General features: G+C 37.7%; 23 protein-coding genes. 10 read left to right on the forward strand and 13 right to left on the reverse strand.

The genetic code is table 11. The features are described 5' to 3' along the window. Positions 1 to 11: 11 nt before the first annotated feature. The 3 genes from BMS_RS15900 to BMS_RS15910 form a co-directional block, all read right to left on the reverse strand. On the reverse strand, positions 12 to 1436 hold the full coding sequence (locus tag BMS_RS15900; protein ID WP_044557725.1) for a methyl-accepting chemotaxis protein: 1425 nt from the start codon (positions 1434 to 1436) through the stop codon (positions 12 to 14). Next, the gene (locus tag BMS_RS15905; RefSeq protein ID WP_014245844.1) at positions 1423 to 2034 is read right to left on the reverse strand and encodes a hypothetical protein; all 612 of its coding nucleotides are present in this window, start codon (positions 2032 to 2034) and stop codon (positions 1423 to 1425) included. The genes BMS_RS15900 and BMS_RS15905 overlap by 14 nt, the downstream gene beginning before the upstream one ends. A 198-nt stretch (positions 2035 to 2232) precedes the next feature. Beyond that, on the reverse strand, positions 2233 to 4017 hold the full coding sequence (locus tag BMS_RS15910; protein ID WP_014245845.1) for a M28 family peptidase: 1785 nt from the start codon (positions 4015 to 4017) through the stop codon (positions 2233 to 2235). Between the two features lie 79 nt (positions 4018 to 4096). Between BMS_RS15910 and BMS_RS15915 the strand changes: the two genes are divergently transcribed. Then, positions 4097 to 4567 carry a hypothetical protein gene (locus BMS_RS15915; protein WP_014245846.1) on the forward strand — a complete coding sequence of 157 codons (471 nt, stop codon included), beginning with the start codon at positions 4097 to 4099 and terminating at the stop codon, positions 4565 to 4567. Here the strand turns inward: BMS_RS15915 and BMS_RS15920 are convergent. Next, positions 4564 to 5388 (reverse strand): hypothetical protein, encoded by an 825-nt coding sequence (locus tag BMS_RS15920; protein ID WP_014245847.1) that lies wholly within the window; start codon positions 5386 to 5388, stop codon positions 4564 to 4566. The two genes, BMS_RS15915 and BMS_RS15920, sit on opposite strands and share 4 nt — an antisense overlap. Positions 5389 to 5497: 109 nt before the next feature. Here BMS_RS15920 and BMS_RS15925 point away from each other — a divergent pair, with 109 nt between their 5' ends. Further along, positions 5498 to 6325 carry a ChaN family lipoprotein gene (locus tag BMS_RS15925; RefSeq protein WP_014245848.1) on the forward strand — a complete coding sequence of 276 codons (828 nt, stop codon included), beginning with the start codon at positions 5498 to 5500 and terminating at the stop codon, positions 6323 to 6325. A gap of 1 nt (position 6326) precedes the next feature. Here BMS_RS15925 and BMS_RS15930 read toward each other — a convergent pair whose 3' ends face one another. Next, complete coding sequence (locus tag BMS_RS15930; protein WP_014245849.1) at positions 6327 to 6752, reverse strand: hotdog fold thioesterase; 426 nt, start codon at positions 6750 to 6752, stop codon at positions 6327 to 6329. Positions 6753 to 7032: 280 nt separating this feature from the next. Between BMS_RS15930 and lpxC the strand changes: the two genes are divergently transcribed. Together lpxC and BMS_RS15940 are read left to right on the forward strand one after the other, a co-directional pair. Then, positions 7033 to 7953, forward strand: coding sequence for a UDP-3-O-acyl-N-acetylglucosamine deacetylase (gene lpxC / locus BMS_RS15935; RefSeq protein ID WP_014245850.1), 921 nt, complete (start codon positions 7033 to 7035; stop codon positions 7951 to 7953). 101 nt (positions 7954 to 8054) lie between these two features. Then, positions 8055 to 8681 carry a hypothetical protein gene (locus BMS_RS15940; protein WP_014245851.1) on the forward strand — a complete coding sequence of 209 codons (627 nt, stop codon included), beginning with the start codon at positions 8055 to 8057 and terminating at the stop codon, positions 8679 to 8681. A gap of 1 nt (position 8682) precedes the next feature. Here BMS_RS15940 and ruvB read toward each other — a convergent pair whose 3' ends face one another. The 4 genes from ruvB to BMS_RS17675 are packed head-to-tail and all read right to left on the reverse strand — an operon-like array spanning position 8683 to position 11084. Further along, entirely contained in the window at positions 8683 to 9675 is a 993-nt protein-coding gene (gene ruvB, locus BMS_RS15945) for a Holliday junction branch migration DNA helicase RuvB (RefSeq protein ID WP_014245852.1), read from the reverse strand. A 1-nt stretch (position 9676) separates the two neighbouring features. After that, positions 9677 to 10327, reverse strand: coding sequence for a Holliday junction branch migration protein RuvA (ruvA, locus tag BMS_RS15950; protein WP_014245853.1), 651 nt, complete (start codon positions 10325 to 10327; stop codon positions 9677 to 9679). 3 nt (positions 10328 to 10330) lie between these two features. After that, complete coding sequence (gene ruvC / locus BMS_RS15955) at positions 10331 to 10870, reverse strand: crossover junction endodeoxyribonuclease RuvC (protein WP_014245854.1); 540 nt, start codon at positions 10868 to 10870, stop codon at positions 10331 to 10333. A gap of 40 nt (positions 10871 to 10910) precedes the next feature. After that, a complete protein-coding gene (locus BMS_RS17675; protein WP_157765840.1) occupies positions 10911 to 11084 on the reverse strand; it encodes a hypothetical protein in 174 nt (57 codons plus the stop codon). A 130-nt stretch (positions 11085 to 11214) separates the two neighbouring features. On the opposite strand from BMS_RS17675, the gene BMS_RS15960 reads away from it, so the two are divergent. The 4 genes from BMS_RS15960 (at position 11215) to BMS_RS15975 (ending at position 14181) form a co-directional block, all read left to right on the forward strand. Next, positions 11215 to 12087, forward strand: a complete 873-nt coding sequence (locus BMS_RS15960; RefSeq protein WP_014245855.1) for a bifunctional 5,10-methylenetetrahydrofolate dehydrogenase/5,10-methenyltetrahydrofolate cyclohydrolase — start codon at positions 11215 to 11217, stop codon at positions 12085 to 12087. 44 nt (positions 12088 to 12131) lie between these two features. Then, positions 12132 to 13211: a glycine cleavage system aminomethyltransferase GcvT gene (gene gcvT, locus BMS_RS15965; RefSeq protein ID WP_014245856.1), complete on the forward strand. Its 1080-nt coding sequence runs from the start codon at positions 12132 to 12134 to the stop codon at positions 13209 to 13211. Beyond that, on the forward strand, positions 13211 to 13597 hold the full coding sequence (gene gcvH, locus BMS_RS15970) for a glycine cleavage system protein GcvH (protein ID WP_014245857.1): 387 nt from the start codon (positions 13211 to 13213) through the stop codon (positions 13595 to 13597). The genes gcvT and gcvH overlap by 1 nt, the downstream gene beginning before the upstream one ends. Positions 13598 to 13869: 272 nt before the next feature. Then, complete coding sequence (locus BMS_RS15975) at positions 13870 to 14181, forward strand: hypothetical protein (protein WP_014245858.1); 312 nt, start codon at positions 13870 to 13872, stop codon at positions 14179 to 14181. Positions 14182 to 14183: 2 nt separating this feature from the next. On the opposite strand, the gene BMS_RS15980 is transcribed toward BMS_RS15975, so the two are convergent. The 4 genes from BMS_RS15980 to xseB all read right to left on the reverse strand — a co-directional run bounded on the left by BMS_RS15980 (position 14184) and on the right by xseB (position 19105). Next, positions 14184 to 15137: a TonB family protein gene (locus BMS_RS15980; RefSeq protein WP_014245859.1), complete on the reverse strand. Its 954-nt coding sequence runs from the start codon at positions 15135 to 15137 to the stop codon at positions 14184 to 14186. 63 nt (positions 15138 to 15200) lie between these two features. Continuing rightward, positions 15201 to 17942, reverse strand: a complete 2742-nt coding sequence (locus BMS_RS15985) for a penicillin-binding protein 1A (RefSeq protein WP_014245860.1) — start codon at positions 17940 to 17942, stop codon at positions 15201 to 15203. A 6-nt stretch (positions 17943 to 17948) separates the two neighbouring features. Continuing rightward, a complete protein-coding gene (locus BMS_RS15990) occupies positions 17949 to 18893 on the reverse strand; it encodes a patatin-like phospholipase family protein (RefSeq protein ID WP_014245861.1) in 945 nt (314 codons plus the stop codon). Then, on the reverse strand, positions 18890 to 19105 hold the full coding sequence (gene xseB / locus BMS_RS15995) for an exodeoxyribonuclease VII small subunit (protein ID WP_014245862.1): 216 nt from the start codon (positions 19103 to 19105) through the stop codon (positions 18890 to 18892). Before xseB ends, BMS_RS15990 begins: the two co-directional genes overlap by 4 nt. Positions 19106 to 19360: 255 nt before the next feature. On the opposite strand from xseB, the gene flgF reads away from it, so the two are divergent. Continuing rightward, positions 19361 to 20194 (forward strand): flagellar basal-body rod protein FlgF, encoded by an 834-nt coding sequence (gene flgF, locus BMS_RS16000; RefSeq protein WP_075053445.1) that lies wholly within the window; start codon positions 19361 to 19363, stop codon positions 20192 to 20194. An 8-nt stretch (positions 20195 to 20202) separates the two neighbouring features. Beyond that, entirely contained in the window at positions 20203 to 21054 is an 852-nt protein-coding gene (gene flgG / locus BMS_RS16005; protein ID WP_157765842.1) for a flagellar basal-body rod protein FlgG, read from the forward strand.

A 21054-nucleotide genomic window follows, 5' to 3' on the forward strand; every position in this document is an offset into this window, starting at 1 on the left:
GACTTCTCTACTTATGCAGACACTTTACTCTTTCTCTTCCCGCCCAAATTACTTTGAATTACATAAAGAAGCTTAGAGTCTTCTTCTAATCTCTTAGTAATCATCTCTACACTACGAAGTTGATCCAAGCTTCTACTGGAAGAATCATTTATACTAGACAAAGAGTCTGATAGCTCATTCACGCCATCACATTGTCTATCTGCTGATGAAGATATCTCATTTAAGGAGCCTTCTTGAACTATAGAATTATCCTCCACTACTTTGAACGATTTTTTCAATCTATTGTTTATTTGTGCCCACGTCGTGAATGCTCCCTCTAACTTCCCTTGAAATTCAGTTAATTGAGTAGAGATTGTTGAAACAGATTCACCCAGCTGAGTTCTACTAAGCTCTACTATTGTAGCTATTTCTTCAGAAGCTTTTCCCGAGTTTGCCGCGAGGCTACCTATCTCCTCAGCGACCACAGAAAACCCCTTACCATGTTCACCTGCTCGCGCAGCCTCCACTGATGCATTGAAAGAAAGAAGCCTTGTCTGAAATACAATATCATTAATAATACTCGTCTTATCACTAATGGTGTCTACGGAGTCCACTACCGACTGAAGCTGGTTTGAAGAGAGACTTTGCAACTCCTCCATTTGTTTCTTCACTTGATTTAGTGACTCAAGAAAGTTTTCCCCCTCTTTAATCACTTCAGAGCTTTCGTTCACAGACTCCTGTGTTATTTTCATAATGTTCAATGTTTCTAGTATCTTCTGCTTTGTTGCTATTGCCATTTCAGATATACGACCCGCACCTGCTGAAATCTCTGCAATTGCACTTGTATTATTATCTGTTAAACCTAGAAGAGTCGTACAAGAGACACTTGATTCCTTTGATGCAGAATCAATACTAGTTACAAGTGGTGAAATTTCATTCTTTATTCGATCTTGTAAATCGAGCACCTTCTTAAATTGATTTGATAGATAAACACATGCAACTGACTCTACGACTACAAAAGCTGCATGAATAACTACTATGTAGATACTCGCATTATAATTAAATACACTCTCTGGAAGATAGAAGTAAAAAGTTACATGATGTATCGCTGCAGTCAGGGCCGCAGCCACTATAGTCAAAGGACTAGCAAATAAAGATAACACTCCAATGAGCACGAAGATGTGAAAATGCCATTCAATCATGCCCTTCCCAAGATGAATCATCGTTGCAGATAGGGCCATAGAACTAAATCCCATAAGAATCGCTGCAACTCGAATATTCTTAAAAACGTGTTCGAATAATTTTTGTCCAATATATAAAATAACTGGTGCTCCAATTGCGATAGAAACCTCTGTTGAAAAAAAATCTGCCATGGCAATGAAGATAGGAACGTGCATAAGTATTGCCCAGTTCATGATCTTCAAAGAGCGCTTTAAATTCTTTTCATATGTGTTCATCACTTTTCTCCGTATATTTCAAACCAAATGGATCCAATAATTCTTTATACTCTTTACTTACCGCACATCCGACAACAGGTTTTGAAGCAATGCCTCTCCCCTCTTTTAAGGTTTTTATATATTCTTTAATATCAATTTGTGTAAAAGGCGTTATCGACTTTTCCGAGTATCCCCCAACATATTTTGTAACTTGATTACGATCATAAATTACAAGTAACGGGACACCACGAATAGCTCCATCAGACTCTTTCGACAACTCTTTAGAATTGAGACTTACAACAGAAAACCTTCTCTTCTTTAGCAATCTCTCTGTTTTATTTTGAAAATCATCTATTAATACTACAAGTTCTTTACTCTCCTCTGGGTTTAACGGACCTCTTTTTAAAAGGTGATTAACTATAGTATTTGAACAGCTACATTGTGGTGAGAGGTAGTGAATAACTCCAAATTTATTAACACCTTTAGCGTATTGTGAAATTGATAATTGCATAGACTTTTCTGGAGATAAGTCAATTAAGTGCCAGGAGTGCATCACTCCAACAATGGCAGAGATACCAATTACCCAACAAATAAGAAGAAGCACCTTTAGAAATTTCATACAACCTTATCGAATCAATTAAAGTAATTATTTAAGAATTCTTAATGAAGGCTAATCTAAGTATATGAAAAAAGTTTAAGGAAACTAATGATCTCGATTCTTTTTTTTAATTTCTCAATAAAGACAGAGGATTACAAGGGCATCTATAAGATTTCCTCAACTCAGAAACAACGAGTAACTGAGCTGAGGAATATGGTATTAGTGTGAACTCTTAGAGAGAGTTACTTCTTTTCTAAGGGTTTCGCTTCCCCTCTTCCAAGCTAACTCTACTTTATCGCCAGCTCTATAGTATTTTAGAGCAAAAGCTAAATCGTAAATTGATTTAATTTCAATATCACCAATTTGAATTAAGATATCACCTGCTATGATACCGGCCTTAAGCGCTGGCGAATTATCACTCGCTCTCACACATTTAACGCCAACGATATCATCGCTTTGACCAAATTCAGGAACACATCCAAGGTGAGCTCCGTAACCTCTTGGTCTACCAGAGTCTGATCCATCACTATAGTCAGGATTAAATGTTGGGGCTTCGCTTCTCTCAAGTGAAGAAACAAGATTGAGAGAATACTTTTCAATCTCTCTCATCGCACTATAGTCGATCTTCTCAGCCGTATCATTACTCGTATGATAATCTTCGTGAGCGCCTGTTGTAAAAAAGAGAGCTGGAATTTTCTTAGCGGTAAAAGAAGCATGGTCACTACTTCCTACGGCTTCTTTTTTTACAGTAAACTTAACTTTACTCTCAAAAGGAGTTAAGAGCTTATTCCACTCAAGTGAAGTAGCTGCACCCATGACAGAGACTGCTTCATTATATCTTCCAACCATATCAAAGTTTAGCATGGCCTTAAGTTCGCCGTACTGTTCTCCATGTCTTGCCCACATATCCACAAAGTGAGCTGAACCTAGAAGACCCATTTCCTCTGCGTTAAAAAGTGTGAAGATATAAGTTCTCTTTGGCTTCTTCGCTACTAACTCTTTCGCCAATTTTAAAACAAGTGCTGTCCCCGAAGCATTGTCATCGGCACCATTATGAATCTTACCATGCCCATGAGGATCCATAGATGACTCTCCACCGTAACCAAGATGATCGAAGTGAGCTCCTAAAACGATCACTTCCTTTTTCAACTCAGCATCACTCCCTTCAAGAACACCCACAACGTTAGAAACTCGACCAGTCTTCTTCTTAAGATTTACGGCCATATCAAAAGAGCCTTCAATTTCAAAAGAGTTTGGAGCACCCGTATCTCTAATTTTCTTTTGGAGCGACAAAGTGTCTAGTGACTTTCCTTTTAAGACTTTATTCATCCACTTATTAGTTACGTAACCGGCGAGCGCAGAGAATCTATTTCCTCCCCCCTCAGTTGGATTGAAGTAAGGCGCGTTCTCTTCGGGATAATTCTCAAGAGATAGAGGATCATTTAAAACAATCACCCCTGCTGCCCCGTGAACGATAGCATTCTTTAATTTATAAAAAATTGAACGATAATTTATATAATCAGGATGTCTGAAAGGGGAATTCATATTTCCAATAGCAGGATCACCAGTCATAACAACAACAATCTTATCTTTTACATCTAAATCCTTATAGTCATCGTATTTGAGTTTTGTATCACTCTTTGGAATTGTAATCCCGTAACCAGCAAAAACCATTTTTCTCTTTTCTATCTTTCCACTAAGAGATGATGAAATTGGTTGAAAAAGTTTTTCTAAGTCACCTGAATTCCCAAAGAAATTCTCACCAGACTTAACCATTTCAGTAAAAATAGTGAACTCTTGCTTATAACTTCCGGCCAAAGGCTTTAGTCCAAAGCTCTTCATTTTATCGATAGAGTAAATTGTCGCACTCACGTTTCCTGGAGTTCCAGGCTTTCTTCCCTCTAGCTTATCACTGGCCAGATATTGAACGGCTTCCTCATAGAAACCTGCGCTTAAATTAAAACTTAAAGCGATAGACAGAAATGTGATTAAATACTTTCTCATTATAAATCCTCTATATTATGCTATTATGTACTTCTATATTTAACTCAACTTAAAATCAAATTTCTTTTAAAGTAGCACTATGATCAGAGAAGAACTTTATCATCCAATGTTTAGTCACTTTCCAATTGTGATGTTCGCACTAGCACTTATCACAAAGTTAATAGGACTAAGTCTCTTAAAACTTAGACCGCAAGCGGCGAACTATCTTCTCACTACTGCCAAGCTACTTATTTATATTTCTCCCTTTCTATTTCTCATTACAATTTACTTAGGAGACTTTGCTCTTGATCAAATCAAGAATCAATTTTGCGACCTCTTTCAAATTTATAAACACGAAGAAGTCGCTTACTATGCTCTTTACTGCTTCCTAGTCGTTCTAGCTCTTGAAGCTGTGAGCGAACTCAAACATAACTTTAAAATACACATGCAAGTAGGAGCCCTTATATTTTTATTCTGCGGCAACTACTTTCTCTTTAAAACGGCCCACTCTGGAGCCCTCTTAGTTTATGATCTAGGAGCGGCGGTTAAGGTCGCTCCAAAGTGTAATTAATCTAAATCTGTTTCAACTTTTCCTGTATCATAGTTGAACTCACTACCTTGCATGGAGTGAGGGATGCAATATATTGCGATTAATATCATTGCTGCGGCAATGATTGGCCAACGTCTCTTCTTACCAATTGTTAATAAGACAGCACTTAACCAAGCCAATACTCCAACTAATAATTTATTATCTGTTAAATCCCAATCGTAAGGAAAACCTGCCCAATAAACACCGAAGGCATATTTCTGAACGATTGGCCCAAGAAACATTCCGCCAAACATTAAGCAGCCTAACGTCGCTCTTCCTATTTTTATTGCACTCTCAGTTTTGAATATTGCTTCAACAAAAGCTACTGCCGAGAGAAGCATTGAGAAGAACATAAAGAAAACGTGAGGAGCTAAAATAAATGTAGGTACATCGCCCTTATAACGAATATAAATCGGGTCTTCTTTACTATGAAACTCTTGAACTTTATCTCCAAACTTCAATTTCAAAAAGTAAGTAAGCTTTCCCGCAGGAGGTTGATTCGGTAAAGTCATGAGATATCTATTTCCCTTATCTTCTAGATTAACCGTCGTCCACTCATCATTAGTTGGATATCTCTTATATGTAAGCTCTACTCCACTCAAATCTTTTATCTTTGGAATTTCTACAGGTGCGCCCGTTTCACCTCCATGACTTCTTGGAAGTTTTACTCTAACTTGAGCATCTTTATCTAAACCAATATAAATTTTTTCTGGATACGTTGGTCCTGTAGCTCTTTGATAGATCACTGCCGCCATAGTAATAATAATGGCCAAAGGAATGGATACCTTGAAATTATTCTTCATCTAGTCTTCTCACCTGTACTTTCTTTTTATATATTGATATCAGTTTGGCACATCAAACCCTATATGGAAATGAATCTAGGCACCTCGCTTTGGATAAAATGGAGAGAAGATGAAGAAATTACTAATTTGCTTACTATTTTCAATAAGTTCTTACGCAAATATTGTTTCTATTTATAACACTAAGAACAACTCTTTCCTCTCTTACACTCAATTCATCAACGACCTTAATGAAAGTGGCTATATCGTTCTTGGTGAATTCCATAACTTTGAAAATATTCAAAAGGCCCAGGCTAAAATTATAAAAGATAAGACTCGTCTCGCTGCCAGTGAAGATAGTGTTCAAATCATGTGGGAATTTCTTAATCATACAGAGCAAGAGAGTATTAACTCTGAATTCTCTAGATATATGAACGGCGCCATTACAACTGCTGAGTTCATCACTAACACTGCCGGTAAGCAGAACCTTAGCTACTCTCCTATTATGGAAGTTGCGAAGGACTTTGCTCGTGCTCCAATTGCACTCAACCTTCCAAGAAGCCTAAAAAAGAAAGTCATGGATGAAGGAATTAACTCTATAGACCCTTCTCTTGTGCCGGCCCATCACTATGTTGGTGGCGATCAATACAGAGAGAGATTTAAAAGGGCCATGGGTGGACACATGCCCGATGAGTCCTTTGAGAAGTACTTTCTCGCCCAATGCTTAACAGACTCCGTTATGTCGGACATTGCAAATAAGAATGAAATGAACTTAAACTTCATTGTAGCTGGGTCTTTTCATACTGACTTCTTCGATGGAACAGTTTCAAGACTTAAAGAAATCAACCCAAGCACCGTGACGACTCTTAAGATCACTACTAATGAGCTATTTGATACTGAATATATCAATGGTAGCCAAGACTTTGGTGCTTACGCTGATTACATTATTATTACTGAGTAAATTATCTCTTTTCAAAAATGGCCATCGTTAGTCTAGAGACACAAACGAGGGCCTTATCTTCATTATAAATATTAATTTCCCAAACATGAGAACTCTTTCCAAGATGGATGGCCTTACAATAACCAGTGACAAGCCCTGAGCGCGCACTCTTGATGTGATTTGCGTTTATACACTGACCTACAGCTGCATACTTCGATCCGTCGACGACGAGATTAGAAGCAATACTTCCAAGACTCTCTGCAAGCACACAAGAAGCGCCACCATGCAAAAGACCGAAAGGCTGTTTCGTCCTATGATCTACTGGCATAGTTCCAACCAGTGAATCTTCACCAAGCTCAGTAACCAATATATCAAGGAGTCCTGTCATACTTTCCTTGCCCATACTATTAACTGCTTCTAAGTTATAATCCTTAAACCAAATTCCCATAGATACCTCAAATTATTGGCTACAATAGTGCTTATTTACATAAATCGTCTTATGTATTGTCGTATAAATATACAATAACTGGAAACATTACAATTTGGCTAAAATCTGATTTAAAAATGAATTACAATCTGTTAAGTATCCCTTTCGATAGAAACGGATATGAAAGGCAATATTTTCTGATCTCACACTTGATCAACTATTGTCAGGTATCATAAGTATTTGAGTTGCCATATTGTTACGCACACTATTAAAATGTAACTTTATGAAATTTGGAAGGTAAATGATTTATCAACGCACTATAGCTAAAAAAGTTGAAGTCACAGGAATTGGAATTCACTCTGGTAGAAAGGTTACTATGAACCTTTATCCGGCAGAGGCCGATTACGGTATTCAATTTAAGAGAGTTGACCTTAAAGACGCTCCCGTCTTAAAGGCCGATGCAACTTCTGTTGGTGCGACTGAGAATAACACGACTATCGGTGGCGGAATCAACGCTGTTCACACCGTAGAACACCTACTTTCAGTACTTTACGGTCTAGGTATTAATAATGCCTATATTGAAATTGATGGACCAGAAGTTCCTATTATGGACGGATCAGGTGCATCATTTGTTTTTCTCCTAAAAGAAACTGGAATCCAGACTCTAAATAAATCGAAGAAATTTCTCGTTGTCCTTGAACCTGTTACGGTTGAAGTAGATGATAAGTGGGCCAGAATTGAGCCGGCTTCAAAGCTCATTATTGACTCAACGATTGTTTTCACTCACCCGCTCATTAAGACTCAGCAGAAGACCTTTGAGTTTTCATGCGAGAATTATATTAAAGAGATCGGTAGAGCGAGAACTTTTGGACTACTAAGAGATGTAGATATGCTCAAGAGAAAAGGCCTAATTAAAGGTGGTTCTCTAGATAACGCTATCGTTCTCGACGAGTTTAAAGTTGTAAATAGCGATGGACTTAGATTTGGTGATGAGTTTGTTCGTCACAAAATTCTAGATACAATCGGGGACATCAGTCTTCTCGGCTACGAAGTTGCTGGAAAAATTACGACTTTTAAATCTGGTCACAACCTTCACAACCTTCTTTGTAGAAAACTGCTAGAAACTCCATCTGCCTATGAGATTGTTTCTGCAAACTCTCTGCAAAAAGAAGCTGTCGAAGCCTTTGATCTTCCTCAGAATATCTTTCCAACATTTGCCTAAAATTTAGACTCAGTCTTACTCTTTTACACACTTTCTATGATCGCAATTAATGTTCTGATATAAGTAACTACTATTTATTTTACTTAAACACAGGACACGTTATGAAAGCAATCATTGCAGGGTTAATACTGGCTACTTCACTATCATCTTTAGCATCTCAAAATGCATCAATTGTTAAAGTTTTCGATGGAACAAATGCTACTTGTAAGACAAGCCAAGATGCTTATCGCTATAAATTACAAGCTCACCTTGTTAAGCAAGCAAAGTATGAGATCAATGGTGATAACCTTGAGCTTGATTTAAAAGCAACAATGCTCTCATGTGATAAAACAGAGACTGGATATTCTTTTAGTAAAGCTAACCTTTTCGATACTTTCACTTACCAAGTTCTTATGTCTGTTGATGAAAATGGTGAGGCAGTATTTAGTACTGTTGAAGTTTCTACAAATGAAGCAGAAGTTGTTCTTTTCGACAATAAAACTTACCAAAAAGTTGTCTCTATCGAATCTAAAAATAACTCAACTAAGACAACTGAATACAGTGCATCTGTAGCACTTGATAAAGTTCTTAATGCTTCTGAGCTAGAGAAGTTTAATGCTGGTGAAGAAGTTCAAAAGACATTAGATCTTTTCTTAAAGAGAAATATCAATGTTGAAAACGGTGAGCTTAACATGAGATATACACAGTCTTATGGTGCATTCAGACTGAAACTAAAATTAAAGAAGTAATTTAAATAGAGAGGAGATGCTTTTTAGCTTTCTCAGAAATCTCTCGACCTCTTGGGGTTCTAATTAAGAACCCCTCTTTTAAGAGAAACGGCTCATAGACATCTTCAATCGTCGTTCGATCCTCAGATAACGTAGCACAAAGAGCTTCAATACCTACAGGACCTCCGGCGTAATAGTCATGTATAACCTCCAACACTTTTCGGTCCATTCTATCTAGGCCATACTCATCGATCTCCATCAGATCTAAAGCCTTTGCAACAGCTTCTTCACAAATAGATTCCTTACTCTCCACAACAGCAAAGTCTCTCACTCTTCTAAGTATGCGGTTAGCAATTCTTGGAGTCCCTCTTGAACATCTTGCTATATGATTTTTAGCTTCACCTTCAAGGCCAATAGAGAGCTTCTTAGAGTTATTCTCTACTATTTTTGCAAGTTCACTATGCTCATAGAAATCAAAGTGCAGGTGGGCCATGAAGCGGTCCCTAAGTGGGCTTGAAAGAAGTCCTGAACGAGTAGTTGCTCCAATCAAAGTAAAAGGAGATATTGAAATCTCCATTGTTCTGGCCGAAGCACCCTCACCTATTAGGATATCTAGTCTATAGTCTTCCATGGCAGAATAAAGTATTTCCTCAACGGATATATTCATTCTATGAATTTCATCAATAAAGAGAACGTCACCTTCTTCTAAATTAGTAAGGATTGCTGCGAGATCACCCTTCTTCTCAATAGCAGGACCAGAGATAACGTGAAGATGAGAGCCTAAAGCACTTGCAATGATCATCGCCAAAGAAGTCTTTCCTAAACCAGGAGGGCCAGAGAGGAGAACGTGGTCCATCGCCTGCTTTCTAATTTTTGCTGACTCGACCATCACTTCTATATTTTGCACGACTTTTCTCTGTCCAATATATTCAGAGAAATCTTTCGGTCTTAGAAAGATTTCCTGTCTACTTTCTTCTCTAGAACTATTGCTATCAAAAACTCTTTCTTCACTCATACTATACTTCTTTTAAAACAAGATGAACTAATTGCTCTGGCTTAGAAATTTCATTGGTAGCCAATATTTTTTGTGCCAAAGGAATGATCTTCTCTTCTTTAAACCCTAGTTCCTTACATGCCATGATAGCGTCTTTGATGATAAGCTCTTGATTATCACTTTCTCTATGGACACTCTCTTCTTGCTCAGAAGTACTGAGCTCAGGAATTTGAATTGCAGGAACGTCTTGAATTCCCTTTGACTTATTCGAGTACATTTTTATTTTTGAAATTTTATTTTGTAAGTCTAAAATCATTTGAGCTGCGGCCTTATTGCCAATACCCGGTGCTTTAGTCAGAGACTTCTTATCGTCAAAGAGAATAGAGTTGATAATTTGATCAACACCTAAAGCTCCCACTAAACTAAAGGCCGACTTAGGACCAACCCCTTTAACACTTGTTAAAAGTTCAAATAATTTCTTTTCGCGAATCGTTTTAAATCCATATAACTCTTCACTTGCTTCTTTTATGACATGTGAAATAAAGATAGAAGCACTTTTACCTTCTGGTAGAACTTGATTGATATAAACTTGATATCCAATTCCTGAGTTAGTGAGAACAACAGCTTCTACACCATCGCTAAAAATTACTTCACCCTGTAAGTGTCCAATCATAATCTATATCCTATCTTTGAATACACTTTTCAAACTCCTTCCCCTTGAAGCCTTCTTTGTCACACCCTTAAGTGCGGCATTACCTAGACTATGGCAAAGAGCAATGGCCAGCGCATCTGACTCATCATTCGTTTTAAATTCTATTTTTCCAAAAATCATTCCAAGGGTTTTCTCTATAGCCGCTTTATCAGCATGCCCATAACCACTCACAGACTGCTTAATGAGAGTTGGTGAATATTCAAAAACACTTCCTTGATAACTTGGTATAATGGCCGCCAACATCGCTCCTCTAGCCTGAGCTAGCTTGGCCAGAGAATTCACATTCTTTACAAAGATCAAAGACTCTAGTGCTACCTCATCTGGACGATACTCTTCAATTAATTCACAAATTGATTGATGAATAACACCCAATCTATCTAAGAAATTATCAATTTTATCGTATTTCAAAACACCGGATGCGAGATAGGTTGTCTTTCTTCCCTCTTTTTCTATGAGGGCCCAGCCGGCCTTTCTCGAACCTGGATCGATACCAAGAATTTTCATATTTCTATCTTACATGGCAGACACAAGATACGTCTAGAAACTATCCCTGTCCTTTTGATTTAACAAAGCTACCAAAGTAGAAGGCTAAAGAACCTCCAACTAATTGGATCAATTCAACCTGACCGTAGTCCCCTTTATTGATCCCAGCAAAGAGACAAAGCCCCACGGAAGCAAAACCAATCAATTGTAGACCAAGACCTAGGTAAAATAGCACTGATAACCCCTTAGTTGTTTAAAATCCGTACTATAAAAGGTATAAATAGAAAGATCAAAACAAAGATTTACAATTAGAAACACTAATGTATTATATTAGAAAAACTAATCCTTAATTCAGCGAGGAATCTGTGAGCGATAATAAAACTCTTATTCTAAAGTCGGCTCCCATTGTAAAAAAGTCACTCGAAGAGCTTAGCGCTAGAAGCAAGGCCCTTATCGATTCTGGCATCACTCCTTGCATGAAGGTTATTTTGGTAGGAGATAATCCTGCCAGCATCATTTACACCAGAAATAAAAAGAGATTTATGGAGAAGTTTGGCGCTGAGTGCGAAATTATCAAACTCGACAAAGACCTCACAGAGAAAGAATTTCTGGCCCGAGTAGATCAAATCTCTGGAGATGAGAAAACTCATGGCTGCTTTGTTCAGCTTCCTCTTCCTAAGCACTTATCCCATATCGATGTTGGTGAGCTCATTCCTCCACACAAAGATGTAGATGGCTTTAATAAGGCCAATATTATTAGCCTTTACAAGGGTGAGACTGGTGAGGGAAGCCTTATTCCATGTACACCAAAAGGAATCGTTACACTTTGTGATTACTACGGAATTGAGCTTAGTTCTAAGAATATTGTGGTCATTGGGAGAAGTTTGATTGTCGGCAAGCCTTTAAGTATGTTGCTCTCAAATCACAATGCAACCATTACGCTCTGTCACTCTAAAACAAAGAACCTCGAAGCTCACACGAAAGCTGCAGATATTATTATCACGGCCATTGGCGTACCTAAGTTCCTGAAAAGGGAGCATCTCAGTGATTCAAAAGAACAATACATTATTGACGTTGGTATTAATCAAAACGAAGACGGCACTCTTTGCGGAGATGTCGACTTTAAAAACGTTTCAGATCACGTAGCTGGGCTTACTCCTGTTCCAGGTGGAATCGGTCCAATGACCATTCTCTCTCTGGCCCAAAACCTTTTACAAGCTGCCGAAAAGAGCTTATAAAGTTTATCAAAATTGATTTTTATTCCTAGATAAAGGAGGCATAAATGAGCCTTTTAAAAACATCACTACATCAAAAACACGTTGAACTCGGAGCAAAGATGGCCGCATTCGCTGGCTACGATATGCCTCTGCAATATTCTTCCGTTAAAGAAGAATCTATTGCCGTTAGAAATTCAATCGGAGTGTTTGATGTTTCTCACATGGGTGAATTCTTTGTTACAGGAAAAGATGCTGTCGCCTTTGTTGACTATATAATTACAAATGATTTTGCGGGAGCTGAGCTTGAGAAAGCAGTTTACTCGCCACTTTGCCGTGAAGATGGAACTGTTATTGACGACCTCATTGCATATAAACTTGGAAGTGAAAAAGTTCTTATCTGCGTAAACGCGGCCAATATTGAAAAAGACTGGAGTTGGATTTCTTCACATACGCAAGGTTTCGAAATAGAGCTTGTAAATAAATCGAATGACTACTCTTTATTAGCCGTTCAAGGTCCTAAGGCGCAAGAAGTTTTAAAGTCAATTGAGATTATTAACGACTCAGACGAGCTTGTTTATTATAGCGCTAAAGAACTAACGAGAATGAATGAGCAAATTATTGTTGCTCGTACTGGTTATACTGGGGAAGATGGATTTGAAGTTTTCACTTCTCACGAAATGGCCCAAACTCTTTGGCAAAAACTTTTAGATGCCGGAGCCACTCCTTGTGGTCTGGCCTCAAGAGACGTTCTAAGACTTGAAGTTTGTTACCCGCTATACGGTCATGAACTCAATGATGAACTTACTCCACTAGATGCTTCACTTAAGTGGACAGTAAAAGGAGCAAAAGAGAAATTTATTGGAAAAGAAGCCCTTGAAGGTGCAGTTTCTAAGAAGAGACTTGTTAAGCTAAGCCTCGACAAAGGGATTCCACGCGAAGGATATAATATCTTGAATATGTCAGATGAAGTTATCGGCGTTGTTACTTCAGGAACAATGTCTGTAGAGCTTTCTAAAGGTATTGCTCTTGGCCTTGTAGACCGCGATAAATTTCCAGAAGATAAGAAGTTTAAAATTAATATTAGAAAGAATAATATAGAAGCTAATTACCATGCAAAAGCATTTGTCACAGGAGGACACAAGTAATGTCTCACAACGTTCCTAAAGAATTAAAGTACACAACAGACCACGAATGGGCCCAGCTTGAGGGTGATATTGTAACAGTTGGAATTACTGACTTCGCACAATCTTCACTTGGAGATATTGTCTTTGTTGAGCTTCCAGAAGTTGGAGATGAACTTTCAAAAGAAGACTCATTTGGTGTTGTAGAATCTATCAAGTCAGTTAGTGACCTTTACTCTCCACTTGCTGGAGAAGTTGTTGAAATAAATTCAGAGCTTGTTGATTCTCCAGAGTCTTGTAATGAATCTCCATATGGTTCATGGATGATTAAACTTAAAGTTGAATCAGCAGATGAGTTCAACTCTCTAATGACTCCAGAAGCATACTCTGAACATTGCGAAAGCCTTTAAATAGTAGTTTAATTGGGGACTCAAAGTCCCCAACTTTCAATGCAAGTAAAAAATCAAAAAAAATCATTGTCCCCCTGTCAACTCTGCCTAACTAAAAAATACATGATTTATCTCAAATAAATTCTAACTTTTTCTAAGTTCAATATTTCGAGAAATTTTTTTTACAGATTGTAATATTTTCCCTTTACGAAAGGCCCTCAAACTCGCATACTGGCTCTCGTTCTCAACGGAATACCATTCATAATTTTTGATTATATAGGTTTAAAAAATATATGATTTCTGAAACACAAGAATCTGTTCAACTTCTAAATACGGCTATCATTAAGAGCAAAGAGAAGAAAATAGATAATAATTTTGAAGATCGTTTAGCGGAAGCATGTCACTCTCCAGAAATGGAAGCACTTTCTGTCGCAATTACTTTCCTTGCAGAAAAAAGAAAAATCTCTCGTGACCAAGCGGCTATTTCACTTATTGAAAGAATGAGAGAACTCGACTCTATCTGGAACGATTATGTAATGATGGAAGGTATCAGTAACTTGAAAGATTTGCTGACAAAATCTAATAGACCTTCTCAACAACAATAACTCTAAGACTTAACAACGAATCCCCATTCAATTTGTGCGCGACCATTTTTAATTAATCCAGCAGGTGGATTAGGAAATGGTCCAGCTCTATTAAATGATTCAATTGCAGCACTATCTAGCTCATTAATTCCACTTGTGCTCTTCACTTTAACTTCTAGAATATTTCCATTTTGATCAATTGTGATTTTAAGTGCCGTAACCTTATTTACATCACTCGCAAGTCTTCGACCTGACTTCCACATTTTTTCTGCTTGCTTGCGAAGAGAGTCTCCCCAGTACTGCTCAAGCTTCTGTCTAATTCTAAAGTAGAAACCATAGTACTTATATTCAACCGTATTAAGTCTCGTCATATCGGCCAGTGGAATCTCATCCATAAAGTCATTATTTTGAGCTAATCCTCTCGATTTCTTATGACCATTTTTCAACCCAAGTGCTGGTGCACTCTTAGTCACAGGTTGTGCAAGGGCAAGGTTGCCAAGAGAGAGATCTTCAAATTTAATTTTCTTCTTATTCTTATTTTTAACAATTTTTTTAGAAGGACTCTTTGTAGCCTTCTTTGCCTTTCCAAGACTAGAGCTCTTACTAGATGTTTGTGCTTGTTTACTTCCATTTCTAACGCCAATTCCTGCAGCCTTAAAGCTACCATTAATTGCCGCCTTAGTTTGCCTCTCAACCATCTGGCTTTGCTTGCCAAGATACTTCGCATCTCTAGGAGTTTGTGTTGTTTTCTTTAGCTCTGTATTTACTATCTGCTTTGGTTTTTTAGAGTTGCTTCTAAACACAAGCTTAACTCTCTTCTCTTTCTTTTGTTCAACAACAATTTTTTTAGATGATGACCAATCGACTTTTGAAAAGATAAATCCTAAGTGAATAAATGCAGAAAAGAGAATTGAGTATAAAACAAAATTTTTAAATTGCTTATTTTCGCTATTAAATTTTTGGTTTTCTCTACTCATAAAATTCCCTAGAGCTTAGACACTCTAGAGAACTTATCGGACCATTTTTAAAAATATTTATGCTTATTGATTATTATAATAATCATCTTCTTCAAGAAACTGAGTATTATTGTCGGACTTTAACTTCTCAACATCTTCAACAACCTTAGAACCAGGCTCTGTCCCCTCTACAAAGGTCTCTAGAAAGTTACCCTGTCCAGATCCACCTGCTAATTTTCCAGTCTGCTTATCAATTAAAACGTTCACGACACCAAGAGGTGCTTGATAGTCGTACTCACCTTTTTTCTTGATTCCAGCGCGCATAAACTCTTTCCAAATTGGCAGTGCTGACTTCGCTCCCGTCTCTCCCCAACCAAGGGTCTTATTATTGTCAAAACCAGTCCAAACACCAGTTACAATATTAGATGCAAAACCTAGAAACCAAGCATCAACATAGTTATTTGTTGTTCCTGTTTTTCCACCGATGAAAGCACTCACATCTTTCACTCTTCGTCCTGTCCCGTTTTGAACAACACCCCTAAGAAGGTTTGTCATAATATAAGCAAGCCTAGGATCATAAACCTGATCTCCACCAAGAGCGAGATGATATGGATTTACTTCTACTTTATCCTCTTCGCTTTCAGCTTCAGTTCCTAGTGTATTATTCTCTAGAATTTCCTTTGCTTCTTCCTCTTTGACCTCTGCTTGCTCTTCAGTAACCTTTTCTTCATTGTGCTCACTGATTTCATAATTCTTTCCGTATCTATCAACCACAGAGATAATTGATTTTGGTCTTACGATTTTTCCGCCATTTGGAAAAATTGCGTATGTGGCTACAATATCCATAAGAGTCACACCAAATGAACCAAGTGCTAGAGAGAGATCCTGATCGAGCTTGGCCTTAAAACCAATTCTCTTTGTAAATTCAGTAATCTTCTCTACCCCAATATCTGAGGCGAGACGAATCGTTGGAATATTTCTTGATGTCTCTAAAGAGTTTCTAAAAGTCATTGGCCCCTTAAACTTTCCATCATAATTTCTTGGCTTCCAATTCAGAGATGAATCCACCCCACCAAGGGCCTCAGGTGAATCCATTAAAGTACTTGCTGGAGTAAATCCATTCTCTAGTCCAGCAGCAAAAAGAATTGGCTTAAAAGATGAACCCGGTTGGCGATGAGATTGAATCGCTCTATCAAATTGAGATTTTTCAAAATCAGCTCCACCTACAAGAGCAATTAACTCACCGGTCTTAGGGTCAAGTGAAACAAGAGCGCCCTCTGCCTCAGGTTCTTGATCTAGTAAGAAATGAATATACTTCTCATTCTTAACGAGATCATAGTCTCTCGACTTTTTAAAATTGGCCTGATCTCCCCTCCAAATATGTCTCTCAATTCCAGTAGACTTACTTACGATAGAAACTTGTATAACATCACCAGCTTTTAAAATTGTTGAAGGCCTTGTGACATATGGATAGTATTGTCGCTCTTCAGATATATTTCTTTCATGTGCCCATCTAAAGCCTTCATAGGGAATAAACCCATTAAGGCCAGCAAATGACACATAAACAATCCTCGATCTATTATCAACTCTCCTAACGACAGCTTCATACATCTTATCATCAGAGAGCATATCTAGAATTGGATCTTCTTTAATATTTCCTGGGTAGTATCTCTTGCTTCTCAACTTCTCAAAGAAACCAAGAGTGTGCTTCTCTCTTTTCTCTGTTATTTCTTCACTTATTTCGGATTCATATAATCTTGAAAGATCATCTTTCAATGTGAAGTAAGTAGACTTCTCTTCATGTAAATCTTTTCTCTGCTTAAGTAAGAGCTCTTTAACTTTCTCTTCTGTTTCAATATTGCGAAGAGGTCCTTTAAATCCTTGCCTCTTATCTATTTCCTTTACACCTTTATAAACTTCCTTCTCTGCAACTTGCTGTAGTTCAAAGTCAATTGTAGTAACAACTTTAAATCCGTCAGTTAGAAATTTATCATTACCTACTTCTTCAACAATTCTCTGCCTAACCCAATCAGTTAGATAGCCGGCCTTAAACTCTCCACCTTTTTTAATTCTAAACTTTATCTTCTCGGCAAGAGCCTCGTTATACTCTATCTCTGTAATTTTTCCTGTGGCATACATTCTTCCCAAAACATAACCCTGTCTCTTTTTTGCATATTGAGGATTTATATAAGGAGAATATCTTCCAGGGGCCACAAGCAGTCCTGCAACAATAGCACTCTCTGCAATGGATGCTTCTGTCAGCTCCTTTCCAAAGTACCCTTTAAAAGCGGCCTTAACTCCATAGTATCCACCACCAAGATAGACTTGATTTAAATAGAGAAATAAAATCTCTTCTTTAGTGAATTTCTCTTCAATTCTCTGTGCTAAGAGAAAGTCTTTTATCTTTCTGCTAATCGATCTTTCACGACTCAAGAGTAATGACTTTGCAACCTGTTGAGTAATTGTTGATCCACCCTGAACAACTTTCCCAGCTCTTAAATTGGCAATAAAGGCCCTCATTACACCAAGGTAATCAACTCCTTTATGCTCGTAGAAATTATCATCTTCTGCTGAGAGAAAGGCGTTGATAACTCTCTTTGGAATCTCGTCCATCTTTGCAATATAGCGAGTCTCTTTTCCAATTTCAGTAAGTACTGTTCCATCTCTTGCCATAATCTGACTTGGTATTGGCGGATTATAATCTGCCAATGTTGAGATCTTTGGTAAACCAAAAGAAAAATAAGCAATAACGAGAGCTACGACCAATGCCCCCAAAAGACCAGATCCTACTATAAAGATGGATAGCCTTATTAATATCTTTTTCATTAAATATTATTCCTTCTTAAAAAACTCTCTTAGTTTTTTAACTATATCTTCATTCTTGTTATATGTTGTTTGCTGTAACTCTTGTAAATCTACAATTCTATCTAGTTCACTATTATTTCGTTTTAAATTAAACCAAGTGATTCCTTTAGATTCTATCGCCGACTGCTGATTTACACTTCCAATAAGTTTACCATAAAGACCGATGAGGTAATGGTTCGTTTTATAGAAGTTTAAACTATTGCCAAGAATATTTAGTACGGCCACTTCATCAACACCTTTGAGTGTTAAGTCACCTATTGAGAGACTGCCCTCAATCATTGGAGATTGATACTGATCACTAGAAGTATTATCAATTTCTAAATTTACAACTAAGACATTATAGAGACTTCCTCTCGTGAGATAGCGCACTTTTCGAAGCTTCTTATCATAGATAGGTAAGATCAAAGCCTTCTTTAGGCCCTCAAGTCTATCTTCTCCAAACTCGTCTTTAAGAAACTTATAAACGACTTCTCTCCACTCTGAGGAGTAGTACTCAAGCCCCTTTATTTTATCCAGTAGAGAAAAGAACTTCCACTCAATATGATCAGTAGAAAACCCCTTGGCCAAGAATGATGCCATCACAGCTCCAAAGCCAGCTCCTGAGTAAACAGCTGGTTCAACTTTATATTTTTGGAGGTTATCCACGAACTTGAGATAAGTTATAGAGTTCATCGCGCCTGGGTAGAGAAAGAGAGCCTTCACTTTTTTAGATTGATTATTTACGTAATCAGACTCTTCACCAAGAACTGGACCATAGCTTTGCGTAGTTGTTTTATTTTCAATAAGAGGTATTTCCTTTTCTTCAACTCTCTCAACATCAACACCCTCATAGACCGAGGAGTAACGATACTCCTTCGTTGATGAGCAAGAAACAACTAATATTAAGAAAAGAAAACTTAGAACAAACTTCATTCTTCTAAAGCAACCTCTTTTAAGGAGTCCGAGAGTTTTGTTATTTTCTTCTCGGCCTTAGTAAGTTCATCCTTACAAAACTTATATAATTTAGTTCCCTCTTCAAACTTCTTAAGACTTTCGTCTAATGAAAGATCTCCATCTTCTAGACCTTGAACGAGCTTTTCCAATTCATTTAATGACTCTTCAAAACTTTGCTTACCCTTACTCATGTAAAACCATCCGCTATTAATTTGACACCACAGGCCACTCGGCGAGGCAAAATGTCACCAGTTATGGTGAAAATATTTCCACTATTTATAAGAAATATACTATCAGAAAGCTCTCAAAACATAAAATTTCAAAGACTTACTTATTAAGGATATTTTTGCCCATGTAGAGGTTTTGGCACTGAGGTTGCTATAGTTAGGAGTAGATATCTTGAGGATGCCATGAGGGCACCCCTAAATAAATCTAGGAGAGATGACTTGAAAGAATTATGGGTCCCACTTTCAGGCGCAATTGCTCAACAGAGAAAAGTAGAAACAATCGCTAATAATGTGGCGAATGCTAACACTCCTGGTTTCAAAAAAGATCAAATCGTATTCAAAGAGTACCTTACACAATTCGAAAAAGGCTATGAACAAGACTTGGACCTTCCTCACAAAGAGTGGAAGCCTGAGGATTTCTATAGAAGTTATGGAGCAGAGCACGCAAAGGTGAAAGTTGATGGGTCATTCACTGACTTTCAACAGGGACAAACGACTCCAACAGGAAATCCTCTAGATGTTGCTCTTAAAGGTAAGGGCTTTATTGAGGTTCTTACTCCAAACGGCGTCCGCTATACAAGAAAGGGAAATCTCTCTATCAATCCTGCCGGACTCCTCGTTACAGATGGTGGTAACCCTGTACTTTCGAAAATCGACCCTGCTCTTCTACTGGCCGGAGAAAATCTCCCAAGTCCACAGGAGAGAACAATTCAACTTCCGCAAAATAGTGGAAGGCTAGCAATTAATTTTCAAGGTGAGCTCTCAAATAGCAATGGAAAAATCTCGGATCTCTCTATTGTAGAATTCAACGATATACACGCTCTTAAGAAAGAAGGGAATTCATTCTACATTAATGAGAAATTTGAAAATATCAGCACTGCTGAAAATAAAACTGCTGTTTATCAAGGATTTATTGAACAATCCAACGTCAATGCAATCCAAGAAATGTCAGAACTAATTAAGGCCAATAGAAACTTTGAAAGTATTCAAAGAGTTATAAAAACATATGACACCATTAGTGGAAAAGGTGTTAACGAAATTGCTAAATTTTAAGGATTAAAATGTACAACGTAATGAAGACCATTGTTATTTCACTCTTTTTACTTCAAGTCACAAAGTCTTTCGGGATGCTAAGAGCACTTAATACTGCAGCAACTGGAATGGCAGCACAGGAAATGAATGTATCTACGATTTCCAACAATATTGCCAACGTGAATACGACTGGCTACAAGAAGCAAAGAACAGAGATTCAAGATCTCTCCTACCAAACAATTCAAGAGGCAGGTTCAAGATCTAGCGCAGACACTATGAATAATGTCGGTGTTCAGATTGGATCTGGTGCGAAAGTTTCTGGAGTTAGAAAAGAGTTCACACAAGGCTCTCAACAAATTACAAATAATCCTTACGATCTTATGATTAGCGGTGAAGGATTCTTTGGAATCATGATGCCAAATAATGAAGTGCGATACACGAGAGACGGATCTTTTAGTGTCGATGCATCTGGGACACTCGTAAACAAGCAGGGATATAGAGTCTTCCCATCTTTCGTTTTTCCTCCGGGGACAAAGAGTGTTCATATCGCTCATGATGGAACAGTTGAAGCTTACCTTTCAAATCAAATTGAGCCGACAATTCTTGGACAAATTCCAGTTTTCACTTTCATCAATCCGGTTGGACTTAAATCAACAGGAATGAACCTTTATACAATTACCAGATCAAGTGGTCAGGCCATTCAAAATATTGCAGGCAATGCGAATGCGGGAACGATTGCTCAAGGAGCACTAGAGTCTTCAAACGTTAGTATTATGAATGAAATGACTTCATTAATTAAAGCGCAAAGAGCTTATGAGATGAACTCAAAAGTTATGGGTGTAGCAGATCAGATGTTACAGACTGTAAATAATATTAGGTAG

The sequence above is a fragment of the Halobacteriovorax marinus SJ genome (assembly GCF_000210915.2).
Taxonomy (GTDB): Bacteria; Bdellovibrionota; Bacteriovoracia; order Bacteriovoracales; family Bacteriovoracaceae; genus Halobacteriovorax; species Halobacteriovorax marinus.